A 20141-nucleotide genomic window follows, 5' to 3' on the forward strand; every position below is an offset into this window, starting at 1 on the left:
ACCCACCCGGGCAGGGCCGTAGCCGGGCCGGCGGTTTTCGGGGCGGTCGGCTGAGCAAGCACTTCCACCCACCCGGGCATTCGCTCGCGGGGCTGGCGGTTTCGGGGGTGGCTGGCGGGCCAAGCACTTCCACCCACCCGGGCCGGGGTTTCAGGGGCTGGGTAAGTCCACTTTGGTCACTTCTGGTTCTGGTGTAGGAGTTCGGTGACCTGGTGGAGGAGGTTCCTGGGGGTGGCGGGGGAGATCGTGGCCCAGGGGGTGCCGTCGGGGGAGGGGCGGCGGGTTTGGAGGTAGCGGCCCTGGGGGGTGTCGAAGTAGCTGATGACCGTGGGGGTGCGGTGGCGCTTGCCCCAGCGGTCTCGGACCGCTGTGCCGAGGCGGCCGTGGGCGGTGACCTCGGTGATCATTTCGGCCAGGGTGGTGGCGTCTGCGGGGCGGAGGCCTTGGGCGCGCAGGGCTTTGGCGAACTCGGGGTGGGGGGCCTTGGCGGCCGCTTCCAGTGCCGGGGCGGGGAGGGTCACGGAGTGGCCGGGGCCCGGGGGGTGGGGTGGGAGGACGGAGAGGGCGTGGCGGGGCAGGCCGGTGGGTTCGGCTTCGGTGAGGGTGAGCCGGTTGTCCCGGAGGACGGCCAGGACCGCCTTGTCGCCGGTGGCGGCTGTCAGGGCGCGGACGGGGCCGCCGTGCCAGAGGCGGGCGTCGACTTCCCGGTCCGGGCGAGGCAGGAGCCGCAGGAGGGATTCGGTGCGGGGGTCGACGTCCACGGGGCGGCCCAGGCCTCGGTGGGAGAGGGATTGCCAGGCTTGGGCGACCAGGGTGGCGCGTTCCCGGGTGGTCTTGCCGGGGGAGGGGACCTTGAGGACCAGGGGGAGTGGGTCGATTCCCAAGTGGTCGGTGAGCACGTCGAATTCGAGGGCCGACAGGGTGATGGGGGGTCGGCCCTCGAACTCGACGAAGAGGGGGGTTGGTGCCGTCAACGGGGGTCAGCCCCCGATGACGCCCGGCGGGAGGTGGAAGTCTTCGCCGTCGATGTCGTGGGACTCGACGATGTTCTGCTCGGTCTGGCTCAGGTCGCGCCTGCGGCCGCCGACTTGGCGGTCGTTGGGGTTGGCGCCCGTGCCGTTCGCCACCGACTCCGCCGCGTCGCCGAACCACTGGCTGGAGCCCAGGGCCTCGGTGCCGAAGCGGCGGGGGGCCATGCGGTTGTCGGAGCCCGTGCCCACGCCGCCCGCGCCGCCCGCCATGGGGGCGCCCGCGCCCGCGCCGGGGTTCATGCCGCCGGGGGCGGCGGTGCCCGCCGCGGTGGCCGCGCCCGCGGTGTTGAAGTCGTCGCCGCCGAAGCCGGGCATGCCGGACATCCCGCTGCCGCCGCCGATGCCGGGGGCGCGGTGGGTGGCGGGGCCGCCGGGGGTGGACGTGCCGACGTTGTTGGTGGAGCGGCTGCGCTCGCGGTCCTTCGCACCGGGGGTGGAACTGGTGACCGGCGTGGAGAAGCCGACCTCGCCCGTGGGGACGGTGCCCACCTGCATGCCGGGGCTCAGCGGGGCGCGGGGGGTGAACGGGGTGCGCTGGAAGCCGCCCGCGTGGGACAGGCCGGTGCCCTGGCTCGGGCCGTGGCCACCCACCTGGACGTGGCCGCCGCCGTGCGGGCCGCCGCCGGTGTGGACGGGGCGGTGCGTGGTGCCCTGGTCGGAGCCCGGGGTGTTCAGGGTGCCGGAGAACGACGCGGAGTGGGTGGGGCCGTTGACCCCCTCGCCGCGGTTGTGGTGCAGGGCGGCGGAGTCGAGCAGGGTGGCGGGCTTGGTGAAGCCGACGACCGCGGCCAGGTTCGTGGTGGTGTTCAGCTCGTAGGCGGCCATCACCTCGAACGCGGTCTGCTCGCCCGCGGACTGCGCGGCCTCGATCGGCTCGGCGTCGGTCTGCACGCCGACGACCGCCAGCGCCGGGGCGGCGGTCGGGTCGGGCTGCTGGCTGGGCACGTCCTCGGGGGCGGGCATCTCCGCGCGCGCCTTGGCGATGTGGTCGCCCTGGTTCTCCACCACGAGGCGCATGTTCCCGGCCTCGACCGCGCTGGACTGCGCCCACGCCGCGAGCGGGGCGAGCTTGTCGTAGGCGGCGCCCGCCGCGCGGCCGACCCACTGGCCGCCGGTGGCGCCCAGGGTCTCGCCCAGGTCCTGACCGACCTCGGTCAGCGCCGCGGCGATGGCCGCCCAGCGCCGCGACGGGTCGGCCGACGCCGGGGCGCCCGGGCCGTCGTGCAGCATCCGGTACAGCTCTTCGTGGGTGAAGCCGCGCCAGCGCTTGGCTTCGTCCGTCGTGGTGGTGGCCTGCTCGGTCATGCCCGTCCCCTCGCCCTGCCTGATCCCTCGCCCGAGTGCCGCGGGTGGTTAACCCTGCGACCCCTTCTGCGTGACGGTCGCGGAGTTGTCCTCTTCGAGCAGGCGGTACTGCTCGGTGATCTTGTCCAGGTTGTGCACCGCCGTGTCCAACTGGGCGCGGAAGGTGCGCAGCGCCAGCAGCGCGGCCCGCTCCTGGTCGTCGGCGGTGAGGCCGTTGACCGCTGTGGCCGCCTCCGCGCTGACCGGGTCCTTGGCCCACGGCTCGACCCGCAGGCCGATGTCGTCGAGGCCCAGCTCGCCGTCGATGCGCGACAGCGCGGCGGTGAAGGCGGCGCGCAGCCCGGGCACCGCCTCGGGCGCCACGTTCAGCACGTCGAGCGGGTTGCCGTGCAGGTCCCCCTGGCCGCCCTGCCCGTGCCCGTTGTTGCCTGGTGCCACGACGCCTCCCCTTCCTGCCTGTGGGGTGACAACTCTAGCGAGTGCGCACCCTCGGATTCGACCATTACTGTGTCATGTCATAGACGTGCACCGACGCGGCCCAGTTCCGTAACCCGCGGGTTTCCCACAGTTCCGCAAAACGCCTCACCCCGCCCGCGGGTTGCGCAGGACCAGCTCGCTCAGCTCGGCCGTTCCCGCGACGGGGGTGAAGCCCAGCTTCTCGGCCACCCGGCGCGAAGCGGTGTTGCCGGGGGAGTGCTTGTAGGCGATCTCCCTGAGGCCCAGCGCGCCGAAGCCGAACCGCAGCACCGCGCCCAGCGCCTCGGTGGTCATCCCCCGGCCGCGGGCCTCCGGGACCGCCCAGCAGCCCGCCTCGGCCAGCCCGGAGTCCAGGTCGAGGTCCTTGAGCAGCACCTCGCCCAGGAGGGCGCCGGTCGTCGGCTCGGCCACCGCCCAGGAGAACCGGGTCTCCTCCGCCCAGGAGCGCGCCCGCTTGGCCACGTAGGCGCCCGCTTCGGCGAGGGTCGAGACGGAGACGTGCGTCAGCCACCGCGCGCACTCCGGGTCGGCCAGACCCGCGACCAGCGCGGGCCGGTCGTCGATCAGCCGGTCCGCCCGCAGCGCGCGCAGGTAGTACCTGCCCGCGTTGATCTCCACCGGTTCCACACGGGCAACGCTAGCGCGTCGGGCCGACACCCGGGACCGGAACGGTTCCACCTGTGGACAACTCGGGTACGGGGGCGGGTCGCGCTGTGGACAACTGCCCGGGGGCGACCGACGGGGCGGTCAGTGCCAGCGGCCGCCGCGGCCACGGCGGTCGTCCCAGTGGCGGTCGTCCCAGTCGCGCCCGCGGTGGCGGTGGTCGTGCCGGAAGCGGTGGTGCTGGTCCGGCGACCACCCGCGGCCACCCGGCCGCCGCGAGTGGAAGAACAGCACCAGCAGGACGATCACCACCGGGAGGGCGATCCCCCGGGACAGCACGACCGCGGCGATCACGCCCAGCACCACCACGGGCACCAGCGCACCAGAGGAGCGGCGAACCCGCTCCCAGCGTACCGGCGGTGGTGGCGGCATGGCCGCGGGGGGCGCGGTGAGGAAGGAGGGCTTCGGGGCGGGCAGGTCGCTGAACAGGGCGACCAGTTCACCCCGGGTCTTGGCGGTGGTGACCCGCGCGGTGCGCTCGCCGTACTCGTCGACGTCGAGCCTGCCCGCGCTCATGTGCTCACCCAGCAGGCGGAGCGCGTCCTCACGCTCGGCGTTGCCGACGCGCATCCCGGATGGCTCGAAGTCGCTCACCTGGTCGATGGTACGCAAAAAGCGGGCCTGACCACCTGAGTCCGTTCTCAGGGTCGGCGTTTGGCCGCTTCCTCCAGCGTGCCGGAGACGATCGTGACGAGCACCGCGACCACGATCGTCCACCAGGCGCCGGTGAACACCGTGAGCACGATCGAGCCCGGGATGCCCAGCAGCAGCGTCAGCGCGCACAGCGTGCTCAGCGCCTCGCTCAGCGGCGTCGCCACCAGGCCGTTCCCGCTGGTGGCGGTGGTCCGCACCGAGGAGCGCGGCGCCCGCCCCGGGCTGACCGCGGCGGTCAGGTCCGGGTGCGGGTCCGGCAGGTCGGCGAACAGCGAGTCGACCTCCGCCCGCGTGCGCGCGGCACCCGCGCGCACGCGGCGGAACTCGTACTCCGCCAACTCCAACCTGCCGGTCGACAGGTGCATCGCCAGCATCCGCACCGCCTCGTCCCGCTCGGCGGCGCTGATCCGGATCTCCGCGTCCCGGCCCTGCCCCGTCATGGCGGCGATCTTACGAGCCGATCAGTCCTTGATCTCGCAGATGACCGAACCCGTGGTCACCGTCTCGCCCTGGTTGACGCCGAGGCCGGTCACGGTGCCCGACTTGTGCGCGGTCACCGGGTTCTCCATCTTCATCGCCTCGAGCACCACGACCAGGTCGCCTGCCTCGACGGCCTGCCCGTCCTCGACGGCGATCTTGACGATGGTGCCCTGCATCGGCGCCGCCACCGCGTCACCCGAGGCCGCCGCGCCCGCCTTGCCGCCCGCGCGCTTGCGCGGCTTGGCCTTGGCCGCCGCACCGCCACCGCCGGTGCCCACCGCCAGGTTGCCCGGCAGCGACACCTCCAGCCGACGGCCGCCGACCTCGACGACCACGTTCTGCCTCGGCTCGTCCTCGGTGGCCTCCGCGCCCCCGGTGAACGGCTCGATGGTGTTGTCGAACTCGGTCTCGATCCACCGGGTGTGCACGGTGAACCCCTCGCCGTCGCCGATGAAGGCGGGGTCGCGGACGATCGCCCGGTGGAACGGCACGACCGTGGCCATGCCCTCCACGACCAGCTCGTCGAGCGCGCGGCGGGACCGGGCCAGCGCCTGGTCGCGGTCGGCGCCGGTGACGATGACCTTGGCCAGCAGCGAGTCGAACTGCCCGCCGATGACGGTGCCGGACTCCACCCCGGAGTCCACCCGCACGCCGGGGCCGTCCGGGGCCGCCCAGGTGGTCACCGTGCCGGGGGCGGGCAGGAAGCCGCGACCGGCGTCCTCGCCGTTGATCCGGAACTCGATCGAGTGCCCGCGCGGGGCGGGGTCCTCGGTGAACCGCAGCGGCTCACCCGCGGCGATGCGGAACTGCTCCAGCACCAGGTCGACGCCCGCGGTCTCCTCCGAGACCGGGTGCTCCACCTGGAGCCGGGTGTTGACCTCCAGGAAGGAGATCGCGCCGTTGGCGCCGACGAGGTACTCGACGGTGCCCGCGCCGGAGTAGCCCGCCTCCTTGCAGATGGCCTTGGCCGAGCTGTGGATCTGGGCGCGCTGCTCGTCGGTCAGGAACGGCGCGGGCGCCTCCTCGACCAGCTTCTGGTGGCGGCGCTGCAGCGAGCAGTCGCGGGTGCCGACCACGACGACGTTGCCGTGCTTGTCCGCCACCACCTGCGCCTCGACGTGCCGGGGCTTGTCCAGGTACAGCTCGACGAAGCACTCGCCGCGGCCGAAGGCGGTGACCGCCTCGCGTACCGCGGAGTCGAACAGCTCGGGGATCTCCTCGATGGTGCGGGCGACCTTGAGGCCGCGGCCGCCGCCGCCGAACGCCGCCTTGATCGCCACCGGCAGCCCGTGCTCCTCGGCGAAGGCGATGATCTCCTCGGCGCCGCCGACCGGCTCCTTGGTGCCGGGCACCAGCGGGGCGCCCGCGCGCATGGCGATGTGCCGCGCGGTCACCTTGTCACCGAGGTCTCGGATGGCCTGCGGGTCCGGGCCGATCCAGGTCAGCCCGGCGTCGATGACGGCCTGGGCGAACTCGGCGTTCTCGGACAGGAAGCCGTAGCCGGGGTGGACCGAGTCCGCGCCCGCGCGCTTCGCCGCGTCGAGCACCTTGTCGATCGACAGGTAGCTCTCGCCCGGGGTGTTGCCGCCGAGGGCGAACGCCTCGTCGGCCAGCCGGACGAAGAGCGCGTCGCGGTCCGGGTCGGCGTAGACGGCGACGCTGGTGAGGCCGGCGTCCTGACAGGCACGGATGACCCGGACGGCGATCTCGCCCCGGTTGGCGATGAGAACCTTGCTCAGCGCCTTCGACTCGGACACGCCGTTCCTCCTTGATTCGCGCGGGCTGCCCGGGAGTTTACGGATACGGGGCCGTTCGGGGACCGAGAGAACGCCCACAATCGCGGATAATGGTCCCCGACATCGGATTTTGCTGCGGGGGTGACAACTTGGCGGGTCGGCGTGTCCCCCGGGGCGTGGTTCTGACGGCGGTGCTGTGCGCGCTGGTCGTCGCGGCGGCCCTGGGCGGTGCCGCGCTGCTGCGCGACCGCGCCGCGGGCCACCCGGCCGCGGACACCACCTCGTCCCCGCCGGTGGAACCGACCCCCGCCGACGCGATCGGGCCGGACGGCTGCCGCCCCGGCGAGGCGTGCCAGGTGCTGGGCCGCGCCGCCATCGGCAGCACCTACCTGGACCTGATCGGCGACCCGGGCGGGGTGTCCGGCCGGGTGCGCATCGGCGGCCCGACGACCAGCCAGGTCATCGAGGTCACCGTGACCGAGTCGCAGGTCACCCTGGGCCCGGACTCCCTGGTCTGCCGGGCCGCGGGCATCTCCGCCTGCCTGGTCCGCGGCGGCGGGGAACGCGGGGTGGTGGGGCAGGTCATCGTGGGCCGCTCGGGCAAGTGGAGCCCGGTGAACAAGGCCTTCTTCTCCGCGGCGGGGTCGCTGTCGCTGGGCGACGTCAACGGCGACGGCACCCCGGAGGTCCTGGCGGTGCAGTGCGACCGGGCGTGCCCGCGGGTGTTCGTGCAGGTCCTCACCCTCGCCGGGGACGAGCAGGGCTGCACGCGGACCTACGCGCGGCCGGAACAACTGCCCGGCTACCCGGCGGTGGAGGTCACCGCCTCCGCCCTGCGCGCCTGCCCGTGACCGGTCAGCGCCAGAGGTCGGTGACGCTGACGCCGACCTCGGTGAGCAGCGCACGGGTCAGCGGCAGGCTGATCCCGATGACGCTGGACGGGTCGCCCTCGATCCGCCGCACGAACCACCCGCCCAGGCCGTCGAGGGTGAAGGCACCCGCGACCTGGAGCGGTTCCCCGGTGGCCACGTAGGCGTCGACCTCGGCGGGGGTGGGGGAGTCGAAATGGACGGTGGTGGTCTCGGCGGCGCTCGCGGTGCCGACCACCTCCCCACCGGCCAACCGCACGACGGTGTGCCCGGTCAACAGGTCACCGGACCGGCCCGCCATCCGCCGCCACCGCTCGGCGGCCACCCCGGGGCTGCCGGGCTTGCCGACCATCTCCCCGTCGAAGTGCAGCATCGAGTCACAGCCGACCACGACGGCCTCCGGGTGCTCGACGGCGATGTCGGCCAGCACCGCGCGCACCTTCGCCTCGGCCAGCGCCACCACCAGCGCCTCCGGAGCCGGGTCCACCAACCCGGCCGCCACGGCGTCCTCGTCCACACCGGACACCCGGACGACGGGGTCGATCCCGGCTGCCCTGAGCACGCCGAGCCGGGCGGGGGACTGGGAGGCAAGCACGAAGCGCACGGCGGAAGGGTAATCGGTGCGGTCCGGGCGATCGGGAGTCAGGTGTGCTTCTTCCGGCTGGGCCAGACCTCGTGCTCCGGGTCCCACCAGAGCGCATAGAAACGTTCACGCTCTCGGAACCCGTACAACCTGCCCTTGCCGCTGATCCGCAGTCGGCTGATCTCGTCCCGGTCGTCGAGTTGCAGCTCACCGAGCCGATCGCGGGCTTGGCGTGACGGCAGCCGATCCAGTGGGTAGCCCTTGCCCGGCTCGTCTCCCTTGAAGAACACCTCCTGGACCCGCATCGACTCGAAACCGCGAATCCGGTCGAGCAGAGTCGCGTGGTCTGTCGGGTCGATGCTGGTCAAACACCAGGGTCCGCCCACGTCGACGCGGCTGAACAGGATGATCACCTTCCCGTCGGGGTCGGCGGGGGTGAAGACTCGCCTGGGTTTCCGCTCATCCGCACTGTCCGGGCGTGGGGCGGCACGCGGGGTGCGGCCCCCGGCGGGCAGGACGGCCGCCCGGGGTCGCTTTCGGTGGTCGCCCATCAGATGTCTTGGGCGTCCGTGCTGGTCAGGCCGTCGTAGTACTCGTACATCGACGCGTGGGTGATCTCGGCATTGCCGCGTTCGCCATCACTGAGGCCTGCCGCGCTGCGCGCATCGCGCCACGGGGACTCGCGGTGGGTGAGTTCGCTGAGCCAGTTGGCGGGTTTGGACCCGTAGTGCTCCAGGATGACGTCGACGGTCCGTCGCTGGGCCTCGGTCAGCGCCGTTGTGTCACCGCCGAGGTCGTCGGCCCCCGTCAGCTGCCACCGCTGCCGGTGGCGCTGGTAGAGGGTGGGCACCACCGGACCGTTGGCCCACGCCTCGATCCGGTCGGTGAACAGCGGCTCCTCCTCCCACACGAGGTGCCACGCCTGGCTGTAGTAGACGAGTTTTTGAAGCTTCATGGCGGTCATCGGGCCTTGCTCACGGAGGATGTGGGCGGCGACGTCCACAGCGCGCGTCACGGGTGGCCCTCCGTTCTCTTCAGGTCGAACACTCGTTCGATTCTGCCCGTCTTCGTGTGCTCATCGGATTGCCGCGCTCGAGAATCACCCGACCGTGGATCAGACCGTACCTTGGAGCGGCAGTCGCAGGGAGGTCTTGCCCAGGTCCACCGTCAGCCGGGGGTTGGTGCCCGCCGGGGTGATGTAGGGGCTGTCCGTGCTGCCGATGACCAGGGCGAGGCGGTGGCCGGGCTTGAGCGTGTGGTCGGTCGTGGCCAGCGGGAAGGTGATCGCGTACGGGGTGCCCGGGGTGAGGGTGCGGCGGGAGTCCAGGCCCGCGTGGTGGCCCAGGTCGGCCCAGCCGCGGGCGATGACGGTCTGCTGGCTGGTCGTGGTGGTGGTCCTGGTGTCGAGGTAGCAGGAGCTGTCCGACGGGGTCGACGGTCCCCAGCAGGAGCGGGTGGTGAGGTTGGCGATGCCCTCGCCGGGGTCTCGGGCGGCTCGGGTGGTGGTGGGGCCGTAGTCGACCAGGACCGCTGTGAGGCGGGCCGCCGTGGTGGAGGGGGTGGCGGTGATCGTGATCGACGGGGTGCCGGAGATGCGGGCTTCGGTGGCCAGCGGGGGCGTGCGGTAGAGGACGCGGGCCGACGACGTGGTGGTGGGGTTGGTGATCCAGGTGTACTCGTCGCTGCGGTTGTCGGTGAAGGATGCCGTGGTGGCGGGGGTGGGGGGTGTTGTGCCGAGGGTGCCGACGCCCGCGGTGGTGCCGGGGGTGGGGCGCAGTGTGGTGGGGGTGGTGGGCACCGGCCAGGCGGGGTCGTCGCGCCAGGCGTCGGGGGCGGTTTCCACCGTGGACCCCGGTTCGTCCTGCACGCCGTTGTCCAGGCCGAGCAGGTAGTGGTCGAACCAGCGGTGCAGGGCGTCGACCCAGGCGGCGCGGCGGAAGTCGAACGGGTCGACGTGGCCGGTCTGCGACAGCCAGACCTTGCGCTCCACCGAGGCGGGCAGCGCCGACCACCACTGGCCGAAGTTCAGCGCCTTCACGTTGAGGTCGTTGAGGCCGTGCACCGCGAACACGCTCGCGCGGACGTTCGCCGCGCCCGCGACGTAGTCGCGGGCCCGCCACATCGGGGTCAGGTCGCCGCTCGCGGGGGCGCCCGCGGTCAGGGCGGACTTCACCGACGCGCAGCCCGCCGCGCCCCGCGCGTTCTCCACGACCCGGGCCAGGCCCGCCGGGTCGCCGGTGGGGAAGGTGGCGCCGGTGGCCCGGTAGTAGTCGTACCAGGAGCTGATGGCGGCGATGGGCACGATCGTGCGCAACCCCGCCACCCCGGTCGCGGCGACGCCGTTGGCGACCGTGCCGTCCCAGGACTTGCCGATCATGCCGACCGCGCCGGTGCTCCACGACGCGGTGACGGGTGTGCCGCCTGCCACCGCCGAGTAGCCCGCGGCGCGGCCGTTGAGCCAGTCCACGACGGCCTTGGCCGAGGTGATGTCCGCGGGTCCGCCGACGTCGACGCAGCCGGTCGAGCGGCCGGTGCCCGCCAGGTCGACCTGCACCACCGCGTACCCGCGCGGCACGAAGTAGTTGTCCAGGAACAGCGGGAACGACGTCGGCCTGCCCGCGCTGTCGTAGGTCTTGCGCTGGCTCTCGTTGCCGCGCCCCAGCGACAGGTAGTACGGGCTGGCGTCCATGATCACCGGCACCCGGCCCGGGGCGTCCGACGGCCGGATGACGTCCGCGGCGACCCGCACCCGCTGCCCGTCCGGCGCGGTCAGCCCGGTGTCGACCCACACCGTCTCGCGGACCGCGCCCGGGTACGAGTACACCGGTTCGCTCGCGGTGGCCGGCACCGCGACGCCCCGGAACTCGGGCACCGCCGTCGCCGGGACCAGCCCGGTGGTGGCGACCACGGCCAGGGTGAGCAGCGAGGTCCGGATCGTCATGCCCACGACGCTACGGAGTTCCCCGCCCGGGCGGCAGCCCGCGGTTTTCCCCGTTGCCGGTCGGCAGCCCGGCCGCGGCGATCACGCCCAGCACCAGCACCACGACCGGCAGCACCAGTGTGGCGCGGGTCGCGGTGGTGAACCCGAGGGCGAACGCGTCGGTGGCCAGCTCGCGCACCTTCTCGGCCACGCTGGGCGACCAGTCAACGGGGACGGCCGGGCCCTCACCGCCGAACTGACCGGCGGAGTCGGCCGCCTCGGTGATCCGGCGGACGAACTCGTCGGCGTAGCGCGGCGGCAGCACCCGCGCGTACTCCCTGGCCGCGTTCGGCATCGCCACCCCCAAGCCCACCTGGAGCAGCAGCCCGGTCGCCGCGCTGCCCAGCACCCCGCCGACCTGCCGGGACGTGTTGAACACCCCGGACCCGGCGCCCACCAGGTCCGGTGGCAGCCCGGCGGTGGCGGTCGCGGTCAGCGGCGAGAACACCAGCCCGATGCCGATCCCGGCCACCACCAGGCCCGGCACCAGCGCCCCCGGGTCGGCGTCCGGCGCGGCGAACACGGCCAGCACCGCCGTCCCCGCCGCCAGCCCGGCCAGCCCGGTGATGATCAGGTGCTTGCCGCCGACCCGGCCCAGGGCCCGCCCGGCGACCAGCGCGGCCAGCCCCGCGGCCACCGCCATCGGCAGGCACAGCAGCGCCGACTCCACCGGGTCCAGGCCCAGCACGGACTGCGCGTAGAGCACCAGCGGCAGGAACATCCCGGTGGTGGCGAAGCCGAGCGCCGCGTGCACCAGGTTCGCGTAGCCGAACGAGCGGTCCGCGAACAGCGCGGGCGGCACCAGCGGGTCCGGCCGGGGCACCCGCTGCCGGAGGGCGAACACCCCCAGCAGCAGCACGCCCACCCCGAGCACCGGCAGCACCCCGATCGGGCCGACGATCGCGCCCCACCGGTAGTGCTGCCCGTTCTGCAACCCGAACACCACCAGCCCCAGCCCGGCCGCGGCCAGCAGCGCCCCGGCCGTGTCGAACCGCATCCGGGTGCTCGGGCGCCAGTCCGGCAGCAGGAGCAGCGCCAGCACCAGCCCGACCGCGCCGATCGGCAGGTTCAGCAGGAAGATCGACGGCCAGCCGACGTGCTCCACCAGCACCCCGCCCAGGACCGGCCCGGTGATCGTGGCGACCCCGGCGACCCCGCCCCACACCGCGATCGGCGCCGCCCGCCGGTGCGGCGGGAACAGCCTGCTGATGAACGACAGCGTCTGCGGCGTCATCACCGACGCCCCGAGCCCCTGCACCGCCCGCGCCGCGATCAGCGACCCGGCCGAGGTCGACAGCCCGCACCACAGCGAGGCGCCGAGGAACAGCACCAGCCCGGCGACCAGCACCCGCTTGGGCCCGTACCGGTCGCCGAGGCGGCCGGTGACCAGCAGCGGCACCGTGTTCGCCAGCAGGTAGACGCTGTTGACCCAGATGACCTCGTTGAGGGTGGCGTCCAGCCCGGTCAGCACGGCCGGGATGGCGACGGTGACGATGGTCGAGTCCAGCATGACCATGAAGAAGCACGCGCACAGCGCGAACAGCGCCACCCACGGACCGCGGACCCCCGCCGCGCCCCTGTCCGTCATGCCGATCCCCACCCTGCCGATCCCCACCCTGCCGATCCCCACCCTGCCGATCCCCACCCTGCCCCCTGAGACGTCGCGTGCCGCCGATGCGTTCACCGGACCTCGCACCCGGCGGTGGAGGCGACCGCCCACGCGTTGATCGGGCCGGAACCCGACCCGAAGTACCGCAGAAAGTACGCCCGGCACCGGCCGGAGCGCCAAAACGACCGCTGCCCCCGACCCTGGCGGGTCGGGGGCAGCGGGGTGGGTCGGTCAGCGGGGCTTCGCGGAAGCGCGCCAGGCACCCGCGCCGTGCCGCAGCGGGGCGCGGACCAGGGCCGCCTTGTCCGCCCACGCGCTCGGCGTCGGCTCGGGCTCCGGTTCGCCGCCCGCGGCGGCCGCGGCGGCGACCACCGCGGTCAGCGCCGCCAGCTCGACGTCGTCCGGGGCGCCCCGGACCACGTGCAGCAGCGGCTGCGGCGGGGTGCTCTCTGCGTCGGTCACAGCGGTCTCCTTACAGCGGGATGTTGCCGTGCTTCTTGGGCGGCATGCTCTCACGCTTGTCCTGCAGGATTCGCAGCGCGCGCGCCACGTTGCCCCGGGTGTGCGACGGCGGGATGACCGCGTCGACGTACCCGCGCTCGGCCGCCTGGTACGGGTTGAGCAGGGTGTCCTCGTACTCGCGGTCCAGCTTGGCGCGCAGCGCGTCGACGTCCTCACCGGCGTCCATCGCCGCCTTGAGCGTGCGCCGGTGCAGGATGTTCGACGCCCCGGAGGCGCCCATGACCGCGATCTGCGCCGACGGCCAGGCCAGGTTGATGTCCGCGCCCAGGTGCTTGGAGCCCATCACGTCGTAGGCGCCGCCGAAGGCCTTGCGGGTGATCACGGTGACCAGCGGGACGGTCGCCTCGGCGTAGGCGTAGATCAGCTTCGCCCCGCGCCGGATGATGCCGTCGAACTCCTGGTCGGTGCCGGGCAGGAAGCCGGGCACGTCGACGAAGGTCAGCACCGGGATGTTGAACGCGTCGCAGGTCCGCACGAACCGCGCCGCCTTCTCCGAGGCGTCGATGTCCAGGCAGCCCGCGAACTGGGTGGGCTGGTTGGCCACCACCCCGACGCTGCGCCCCTCCACCCGGCCGAAGCCGACGATCAGGTTCGGCGCGAACAGCGGGTGCACCTCGAGGAATTCACCGTCGTCGATGACCCGGTTGATGACCTCGTGCATGTCGTAGGGCTGGTTCGCCGAGTCGGGGATCAGCGTGTCCAGCTCGTTGTCGGACTCGCCGAGGCCGTCGAGGACCGAACCCTCCTCGACGAACCCGGGGAACACCGGCGCCTCGGTGAGGTTGTTCGACGGCAGGAAGGACAGCAGCTCCTTCACGTAGCCGATCGCGTCCTCCTCGTCGGCGCCCATGTAGTGCGCCACACCGGACTTGGTGTTGTGCGTGCGGGCGCCGCCCAGCTCCTCCAGCGTCACCTCCTCGCCGGTGACGGTCTTGACCACGTCCGGGCCGGTGATGAACATCTGCGAGGTCTGGTCGACCATCACGATGAAGTCGGTGAGCGCCGGGGAGTACACGTGCCCGCCCGCGTTCGCGCCCATGATCAGCGAGATCTGCGGGACCACGCCCGAGGCCCGCACGTTGCGGGTGAAGATCTCGCCGTAGAGGCCCAGGGAGACCACGCCCTCCTGGATGCGCGCGCCGCCGCCCTCGTTGATGCCGACGATCGGGCGGCCGGTCTTGATCGCCAGGTCCATCACCTTGACGATCTTCTCGCCGTAGACCTGGCCGAGCGAACCGCCGAAGACGGTCACGTCCTGGGAGAACACGCACACCGGGCGGCCGTCGACGGTGCCGTACCCGGTCACCACGCCGTCGCCGTAGGGTCGGTTCTTCTCCAGGCCGAAGTTGGTCGACCGGTGCCGCGCCAACGCGTCGAGCTCCACGAAGGAACCCGGGTCCAGCAGCAGGTCGATCCGCTCGCGCGCGGTCAACTTGCCCTTGGCGTGCTGCTTCTCCACCGCGCGCGCGGACCCGGCGTGGATCGCCTCGTCGTCGCGCCGGTACAGGTCGGCCAGCTTGCCCGCGGTCGTGTGGAGGTCCGGCTCGTCCGCGGGGGCCTGGCCGATCGGCTCGGTCGCACTGCTCATGAGGCTGCACCCTAGCGACCCGGAGGCCGTCGCAGCAGTGCACGTAGGGGACGTCACGGTGTTGCGGACAACCTCTTGACCTCCAGCGCGGTGGAGGTAAGAGGCTGTGGGCGCCGCTCCCCGGGACCCGCCCGTTCCCGCTCCGACCGGGTGGTCCCCGGGGGCGGCGCCGGACCCCACCCCCGGCGCGGGGCGTCACCCGATCGGGACCGCTTCGGCGCGGGGCTCCCGGGACACGCCCTACGCTGCTCGGTATGTCCGAACTCGACGTCGAGGACCTCCGCGCGCACCTGCTCGACCGCTACGCCGAGGTCGACGTGGTGGCCGCCACCGGGTCGACCAACGCCGACCTGGTCGCCGCCGCCGAGCGGGGGGCGCCGGACCGCAGCGTGCTGATCGCCGAGGAGCAGACCGCCGGGCGCGGCAGGCGGTCCCGGACGTGGGTGTCGCCGCCCGGCAGCGGGCTGTACCTGAGCGTGCTGCTGCGCCCCGACGGGGTGCCGGTCGCCAAGTTCGGCACCCTGGCCCTGGTGGCCGGGGTGGCGCTGGTCCGCGCGGCGCGGTCGGCGGGGGTCACCGCCACCCTGAAGTGGCCCAACGACCTGCTCGCCGGGACGAACCCGGCCAAGTGCGCCGGGGTGCTCGCCGAGGTCGTGACCACCGCCGGGGGTCCCGCCGTGGTGCTCGGCATCGGCCTCAACGTCGGCCCGCTCGGCACCGCCGTCCCGGCCGGGCCGGGTGGGCTGCCCGCGACCTCGCTGGCCCAGGAGGGCGGCGACCCCGACCGGGCCGCGGCGGCGATCGCCCTGCTGGGCGCCTTCGACGAGGCGGAGCGGGCGTGGCGCGCCGCCGGGGGCGACCTGGGCGGGGCGGGCCTGCTGGCGTTCTACCGGGCGCACTGCTCCACGCTGGGCAGGCGGGTGCGGGTGGAGCTGCCCGACGGCTCCGAACTGCGCGGCCTCGCCGTGGACGTCGACGCCGACGGGCAGGTGGTCGTGGACATCGCCGGGACCCGCCGCCCGCTGTCCGCGGGCGACGTCGTCCACGTGCGCGACCTCGCCTGAACGACTTCCCGCCACCCCGGGACCCGGGGGCCGCCGCGCGGGTACGGTGATCGCGTCAGCAGCGACGACCAGGAGGACGACGTGGCGTACCCCGACGACCTGCTCAGCCAGGGCGAGCAGGTGGTGCTGCACAAGCACTCCCACTGGAAGATGCTGCTGCTGCCGTACTTCTGCCTGGTGGTCGTCCTCGGCGTGGGTACCTGGCTCGCCGTCCTGGCCCAGGACCTGGAGTGGGCGAACATCGCCTGGATCGTCATCGCCGCGCTGGCCGTGGTGCTCATCGCCTGGCTGTTCGTCGCCCCGTTCATCCGCTGGCGCACGACCCACTTCATCATCACCACCGACCGGGTGATGGCCCGGATGGGTGTCGTCAACCGCACCGGCATCGACATCCCGCTCTCGCGCATCAGCAGCGTCCGCTTCGAGCACGGCCTCATCGACCGGGTCGTCGGCTGCGGCACCCTGATCATCGAGTCCAGCTCCCAGGAGCCCCTGGAGTTCTACGACATCCCCTCGGTGGAGAAGGTCCACACCTTGCTCTACCGCGAGGTCAACGACAACCCGAACGACGACTTCGCCCGCCCCGCGGCCGACCTGCCCCCGCACGGCTACCCGGACCAGGGCTACGAGCCGCGCGGACGGCGCTGACGTGGGGGCCAGGGACGTCGGCCTCCCCGACCGCGTACCGGCGCAGGGCCTGCCACCCCGGGTCACCATCTGGGAGGTCGGCGCCCGCGACGGCCTGCAGAACGAGCAGGCGGTCGTCCCGGTCGAGGTGAAGCTGGAGTTCCTGGCCAGGCTGGCGGCGGCGGGCCTGACCACGCTGGAGGCCACCAGCTTCGTGCACCCCAGGTGGGTGCCGCAGCTCGCGGACGCGGAGGAACTGCTCGCGGGCCTGGAGCCGGTCGAGGGCGTGCGCTACCCGGTCCTGGTGCCCAACGAGCGCGGGCTCGACCGGGCCCTGGCCGCCGGGGTGCGGCACATCGCCGTGTTCGGCAGCGCCACCGAGACCTTCGCCAAGCGCAACCTCAACCGCACCCTGGACGAGCAGTACGCCATGTTCGAGCCCGTGGTCACCCGGGCCCGCGCGGAAGGCCTCGACGTCCGCGCCTACGTGTCGATGTGCTTCGGCGACCCGTGGGAGGGCCCGGTACCCGCGGCCCAGGTCGCCGCGGTCGGCGCCCGACTGGTGTCGATGGGCTGCTCCGAACTGTCCCTCGGCGACACGATCGGCGTGGCGACCCCCGGCCAGGTCGCCGCCGTGGTCGGGGAGGTCGCCGCCGCGGGCGTGCCCCTGGGGTCGGTGGCCGTCCACTTCCACGACACCTACGGCCAAGCCCTGTCCAACACCCTCGCCGCCCTGCGCCTCGGCATCACCACGGTCGACTCCTCCGCGGGCGGCCTCGGCGGCTGCCCCTACGCCGAATCCGCCACGGGCAACCTCGCCACCGAGGACCTGGTCTGGATGCTCGACGGCCTGGGCGTGCAGACCGGCGTCGACCTGGACGCCCTGGCCGACACCAGCGCCTGGATGGCCGAACGCCTCGGCCGCCCCAGCCCTTCCCGCGTGGTTCAGGCCCTGCGCGGCTGATTCGTATCCCGGACTCTTCACCGGTATTGCGCGGTCAGGATGTCGGGTACGACCACTGAGTCCCGGTGCCCCTGTACTGGGACACCGGGATGGGGGTCATTCCCGGTCGCATCCGCGTGCGGTAGAGCACGCCATGCAGATGATCTATTTCATGGCAGACGAGTCGTGCGATTCCGCGCTCGAAAACGGTGATCCGCGTTTCACCTTCGATGGTCTGGTGCTCAACTTCGATCGTGTGCGGTCGCGGCACCATTCCACGTACGTCGAAAAAGCTCAAACATCCTTCGTATTGCTCGTCGCCGTCGGTGGACTGCTCGATGATGCGGGGGTTGATCAGAGTCAGCGACTCGCCTGACGGAGTCCTGACAACAGCCATGGCGCGACTGAGGTTGACCTGTGGTGCAGCCAAGCCCATCCCCTTGGAAAAGTTGTGGACCTGGCGAACCCGTTCCATGGTGGCCGTTATTCGCGCTAGTGCGCGTCGAACATCTTCGGCGTCTCTTGGCAGGTCGAAGCGCTGTGCGGTTTCGGACAAGACGGTGGCACCTTCTTGGATGATCCCGAGTTCACGCATCTTGTCGGCCGGATTCACTGGTCTCCTTCGCTTGTCCATGTCGCTGTCGGTGGTGCGGAACTTCCACTCGATGCGGTAACGGGCGTGCAACGGCGGATCTTCTGTGGACCACGTGAAGATGGCGCGGTCGGTGTCCGAGTCGCGTCTGATCGGCGTTCGGAACGCGTGGGCTTCTGCGGACATGGACGTCTCCATGCCCCACAGTGCCGGGTCCAGCGTGGCTGGGAAGTCGATTGCCATGCTGAGTCGCCGCGTCGGCAGGCGAATGGCGCGCTGCCACCACGGTCCCCATTTGTGGGCCGCAACCGTGTAGGTGTAGTCGATCCAGGTCGAATCTCCCGGGTAGAGCGGGAACCGTCCATCCTCGTTCTCGAAGAGAAGCCACAGCTCTTTGAAAGCGTCTCGGTCGTGTTTGACACTCCAGGTCATGGCTTCGTCTCCGCTTCGTGCGCGGAGGCCTACTTCGTCCCAGGTCAATGGGTCTTCGCGGTAGAGTCGGTTCGATCGTTCCGGTTCGCCTGGAAAGCGGTCGACCGCGATGCGGATCAAGTACTGGGTCACCGGCTCGGTTCCGACGTTGTGGAGTTGCCTCCGGATGTGGGTTCTCCACATCGGTCCATGACCTGTCTCGATGTAGGAAAGTTCTGCGAGTTCGTGCTCGACGATCAGGGATGGGCCGGGAGCCGATTGGGGGTCATCCGGTGCCCCGCGCTCCGTGGCCCGCTCCTGCGGTCCGGCTCGAACGGTGCTCCCATGGAGGTCATTCCACCGTCGGATCAATGCGCGCCCCGCCCGCATGTGCTGATCGGCGCTTTCCGCGAAGCTGCGACTCGGCATGACGCTGCCGCGCTCGACCTTGCTCACGTAGGACGGGTCGTACCCGACGGCTCCGGCGAGCGCCTTTTGTGACATACCGGCCACTTCCCGCCAGTGGCGGAGCTCCGCGATGAACGCCTCACTCGGGTTGCCCCGTCCACCTGCGCCTGTTGTCGCCACGACGTCTCCTTCCCCGACGTGAATGGAATGAACGCCACATGACCACTGGTCAACCTGCCGTCCACCCATGTCTTCGTCGGAACATAGCGGTGTGAACGCAGCGACCACAGCACTGCCTGCGACAAGGGTGGAAGCCGCGCACCCGGTGCCGGGTCCGCGTTCGTCGCCTGCTGCCGGCCCGGGAACTGATCGATGACCGCGACGGTGGTGCCCGCTGGAACCGGAACACAGACGCGAGGTGGAGACGGTGCGAAGTCTTCCGTTGGTCTATTGGGGGATCAGTCCCTATTGGTTGGATCGCGCGCACGTGGTTTTGGACCGTCGTGCGGTGGGTGGGTCGTTCGACATGCGGGGTTTGTGCCGGATACCCGTGGACACGGCGGCGCCGTCACGACCAGAGGGCAAGCTCCTGTGCCCGGATTGTGCGATCGCACTGGTGGCGGCCGCGTATCCGGTTGCTGAATTCGGCGGTCGACTGCCCTTGACCGGGTCCACCTGATCGATCCCATCGACTGGCTGAAGCACAACCGCACGAGCCCACCCGCGGCGGGATCGCCTCATGCCCGTGGTGATCCCGCCGCCGCTCTCCGAACACGAATCGATTCCGAGGAACAACGCCATGCCCGCAACCACCACGACGCAAGACCACGACGTCGTCCGGGCCAAGACCCTGCGCGGCCTGCTGCTCGCCCGCGAACTCGACGGCGCCCGGCGGGCGCGTGGGTTCACCACCCGGGCCCTGGCGGCCGCCATTTCGATGAGTCCGGCGATGGTGAACCGGGTGATGACGGGCCGCCGGGTGCCGACCGCGCTGGAGGTCGGCGGTCTCTGCGCACTGCTCGACGTTCCCGCCGGGCGCCGTCCCACGCTCTACGAGTGGGCCAGGACCGCGGAACTCACCGAGTGGATCATTCGCCCGGGCGGTGGGAAGAACCCCCTTCGGGACATCGAGGGGCTCGCGGATGAGATCACCTGGTTCGAGCCCGGTCTGATCCCCGGTCCACTTCGGACAGCGGAGTACGATCGGGCCGTCGAACACGCCACGGGCGCGAATCCCCACTCCGACCCGGCGGTCCGTGCGGCGGCGTTGCGCAACAGCCGGTTCTTGATCCACCCCCGGGCTTTGGGCAATCCCGGTCTGCCCGAGCGCGACCACCGCGCACAACTCCTCCACCTCTTCCGGGACCACCTGCCCGGGATTCGGTTGTTCCCCGACACCGTGGTGACCTGGCCTGGGTGCCGCGTTCTGGACGTCGCGCACTTCCCGCCGGTGGTCCACCTCACCCACCACGACACCGATATCGTGCTGGAGAACCAGGGGCGCGCGGCTCACCTGCGGCAACTCGAGGGAATGGCACTGAGCGCGGGGGAGACGCGCGAGGCGTTGTTGCGGCAGATCCAGGCTTGCCGCTGAACCGG

The 20141-nt window shown here is 72.0% G+C and carries 20 protein-coding genes; 5 read left to right on the plus strand and 15 right to left on the minus strand.

Translation table 11 applies throughout. The annotated features are described in order from the left end of the window. Positions 1-176: 176 nt before the first annotated feature. The 7 genes from UO65_RS25865 to UO65_RS25895 all read right to left on the minus strand — a co-directional run bounded on the left by UO65_RS25865 (position 177) and on the right by UO65_RS25895 (position 6367). Positions 177-974 carry an ESX secretion-associated protein EspG gene (locus tag UO65_RS25865; protein WP_200873466.1) on the minus strand — a complete coding sequence of 266 codons (798 nt, stop codon included), beginning with the start codon at positions 972-974 and terminating at the stop codon, positions 177-179. Positions 975-980: 6 nt separating this feature from the next. Further along, entirely contained in the window at positions 981-2336 is a 1356-nt protein-coding gene (locus UO65_RS33690) for a PPE domain-containing protein (protein ID WP_052021780.1), read from the minus strand. 48 nt (positions 2337-2384) lie between these two features. Beyond that, on the minus strand, positions 2385-2774 hold the full coding sequence (locus UO65_RS25875) for a hypothetical protein (protein ID WP_052021781.1): 390 nt from the start codon (positions 2772-2774) through the stop codon (positions 2385-2387). A 144-nt stretch (positions 2775-2918) separates the two neighbouring features. After that, entirely contained in the window at positions 2919-3440 is a 522-nt protein-coding gene (locus UO65_RS25880; protein WP_035287443.1) for a GNAT family N-acetyltransferase, read from the minus strand. Between the two features lie 120 nt (positions 3441-3560). Further along, a complete protein-coding gene (locus UO65_RS37575; protein WP_233427842.1) occupies positions 3561-4070 on the minus strand; it encodes a DUF1707 SHOCT-like domain-containing protein in 510 nt (169 codons plus the stop codon). Between the two features lie 47 nt (positions 4071-4117). Continuing rightward, entirely contained in the window at positions 4118-4570 is a 453-nt protein-coding gene (locus tag UO65_RS25890) for a DUF1707 SHOCT-like domain-containing protein (RefSeq protein WP_035287449.1), read from the minus strand. A gap of 21 nt (positions 4571-4591) precedes the next feature. After that, positions 4592-6367, minus strand: coding sequence for an acetyl/propionyl/methylcrotonyl-CoA carboxylase subunit alpha (locus UO65_RS25895; protein WP_035287451.1), 1776 nt, complete (start codon positions 6365-6367; stop codon positions 4592-4594). Positions 6368-6522: 155 nt separating this feature from the next. Between UO65_RS25895 and UO65_RS25900 the strand changes: the two genes are divergently transcribed. Further along, positions 6523-7197 carry a hypothetical protein gene (locus UO65_RS25900; protein ID WP_035287453.1) on the plus strand — a complete coding sequence of 225 codons (675 nt, stop codon included), beginning with the start codon at positions 6523-6525 and terminating at the stop codon, positions 7195-7197. A gap of 4 nt (positions 7198-7201) precedes the next feature. Here the strand turns inward: UO65_RS25900 and UO65_RS25905 are convergent, their stop codons facing one another. The 7 genes from UO65_RS25905 to UO65_RS25935 form a co-directional block, all read right to left on the minus strand. Further along, the gene (locus UO65_RS25905) at positions 7202-7819 is read right to left on the minus strand and encodes a Maf family protein (protein WP_035287456.1); all 618 of its coding nucleotides are present in this window, start codon (positions 7817-7819) and stop codon (positions 7202-7204) included. 38 nt (positions 7820-7857) lie between these two features. Next, entirely contained in the window at positions 7858-8211 is a 354-nt protein-coding gene (locus UO65_RS25910; RefSeq protein WP_035287458.1) for a hypothetical protein, read from the minus strand. Positions 8212-8348: 137 nt separating this feature from the next. After that, positions 8349-8813: a Panacea domain-containing protein gene (locus UO65_RS25915; protein ID WP_035287460.1), complete on the minus strand. Its 465-nt coding sequence runs from the start codon at positions 8811-8813 to the stop codon at positions 8349-8351. Between the two features lie 99 nt (positions 8814-8912). Then, positions 8913-10739, minus strand: coding sequence for a Xaa-Pro dipeptidyl-peptidase (locus UO65_RS25920; RefSeq protein WP_035287496.1), 1827 nt, complete (start codon positions 10737-10739; stop codon positions 8913-8915). Between the two features lie 10 nt (positions 10740-10749). After that, on the minus strand, positions 10750-12366 hold the full coding sequence (locus UO65_RS25925) for an MFS transporter (protein WP_152552274.1): 1617 nt from the start codon (positions 12364-12366) through the stop codon (positions 10750-10752). A 252-nt stretch (positions 12367-12618) separates the two neighbouring features. Beyond that, positions 12619-12849, minus strand: coding sequence for an acyl-CoA carboxylase subunit epsilon (locus UO65_RS25930; protein ID WP_035287462.1), 231 nt, complete (start codon positions 12847-12849; stop codon positions 12619-12621). A 10-nt stretch (positions 12850-12859) separates the two neighbouring features. Continuing rightward, entirely contained in the window at positions 12860-14497 is a 1638-nt protein-coding gene (locus tag UO65_RS25935) for an acyl-CoA carboxylase subunit beta (RefSeq protein WP_035287464.1), read from the minus strand. A gap of 254 nt (positions 14498-14751) precedes the next feature. Between UO65_RS25935 and UO65_RS25940 the strand changes: the two genes are divergently transcribed. From UO65_RS25940 to UO65_RS25950, 3 genes are all read left to right on the plus strand, one after another. Then, positions 14752-15561 carry a biotin--[acetyl-CoA-carboxylase] ligase gene (locus UO65_RS25940; RefSeq protein ID WP_035287465.1) on the plus strand — a complete coding sequence of 270 codons (810 nt, stop codon included), beginning with the start codon at positions 14752-14754 and terminating at the stop codon, positions 15559-15561. Between the two features lie 81 nt (positions 15562-15642). Continuing rightward, entirely contained in the window at positions 15643-16209 is a 567-nt protein-coding gene (locus UO65_RS25945; RefSeq protein ID WP_035287468.1) for a PH domain-containing protein, read from the plus strand. Between the two features lies 1 nt (position 16210). Continuing rightward, on the plus strand, positions 16211-17152 hold the full coding sequence (locus UO65_RS25950; RefSeq protein ID WP_035287471.1) for a hydroxymethylglutaryl-CoA lyase: 942 nt from the start codon (positions 16211-16213) through the stop codon (positions 17150-17152). A gap of 34 nt (positions 17153-17186) precedes the next feature. Here the strand turns inward: UO65_RS25950 and UO65_RS25955 are convergent, their stop codons facing one another. Beyond that, positions 17187-18722 (minus strand): peptide deformylase, encoded by a 1536-nt coding sequence (locus UO65_RS25955; RefSeq protein WP_035287473.1) that lies wholly within the window; start codon positions 18720-18722, stop codon positions 17187-17189. A gap of 559 nt (positions 18723-19281) precedes the next feature. On the opposite strand from UO65_RS25955, the gene UO65_RS36195 reads away from it, so the two are divergent. Then, a complete protein-coding gene (locus tag UO65_RS36195; RefSeq protein ID WP_152552275.1) occupies positions 19282-20136 on the plus strand; it encodes a helix-turn-helix domain-containing protein in 855 nt (284 codons plus the stop codon). Positions 20137-20141 lie beyond the last annotated feature (5 nt).

It is taken from the genome of Actinokineospora spheciospongiae, assembly GCF_000564855.1.
Classification (GTDB): Bacteria; Actinomycetota; Actinomycetes; order Mycobacteriales; family Pseudonocardiaceae; genus Actinokineospora; species Actinokineospora spheciospongiae.

Coding starts and splice junctions, on each gene's coding strand:
- UO65_RS33690 (WP_052021780.1), bottom strand. CDS start 2,336: ATGACCGAGCAGGCCACCACCACGACGGACGAAGCCAAGCGCTGGCGC.
- UO65_RS25890 (WP_035287449.1), bottom strand. CDS start 4,570: ATGACGGGGCAGGGCCGGGACGCGGAGATCCGGATCAGCGCCGCCGAG.
- UO65_RS25920 (WP_035287496.1), bottom strand. CDS start 10,739: ATGACGATCCGGACCTCGCTGCTCACCCTGGCCGTGGTCGCCACCACC.
- UO65_RS25925 (WP_152552274.1), bottom strand. CDS start 12,366: ATGACGGACAGGGGCGCGGCGGGGGTCCGCGGTCCGTGGGTGGCGCTG.
- UO65_RS25935 (WP_035287464.1), bottom strand. CDS start 14,497: ATGAGCAGTGCGACCGAGCCGATCGGCCAGGCCCCCGCGGACGAGCCG.
- UO65_RS25940 (WP_035287465.1), top strand. CDS start 14,752: ATGTCCGAACTCGACGTCGAGGACCTCCGCGCGCACCTGCTCGACCGC.
- UO65_RS36195 (WP_152552275.1), top strand. CDS start 19,282: ATGCCCGTGGTGATCCCGCCGCCGCTCTCCGAACACGAATCGATTCCG.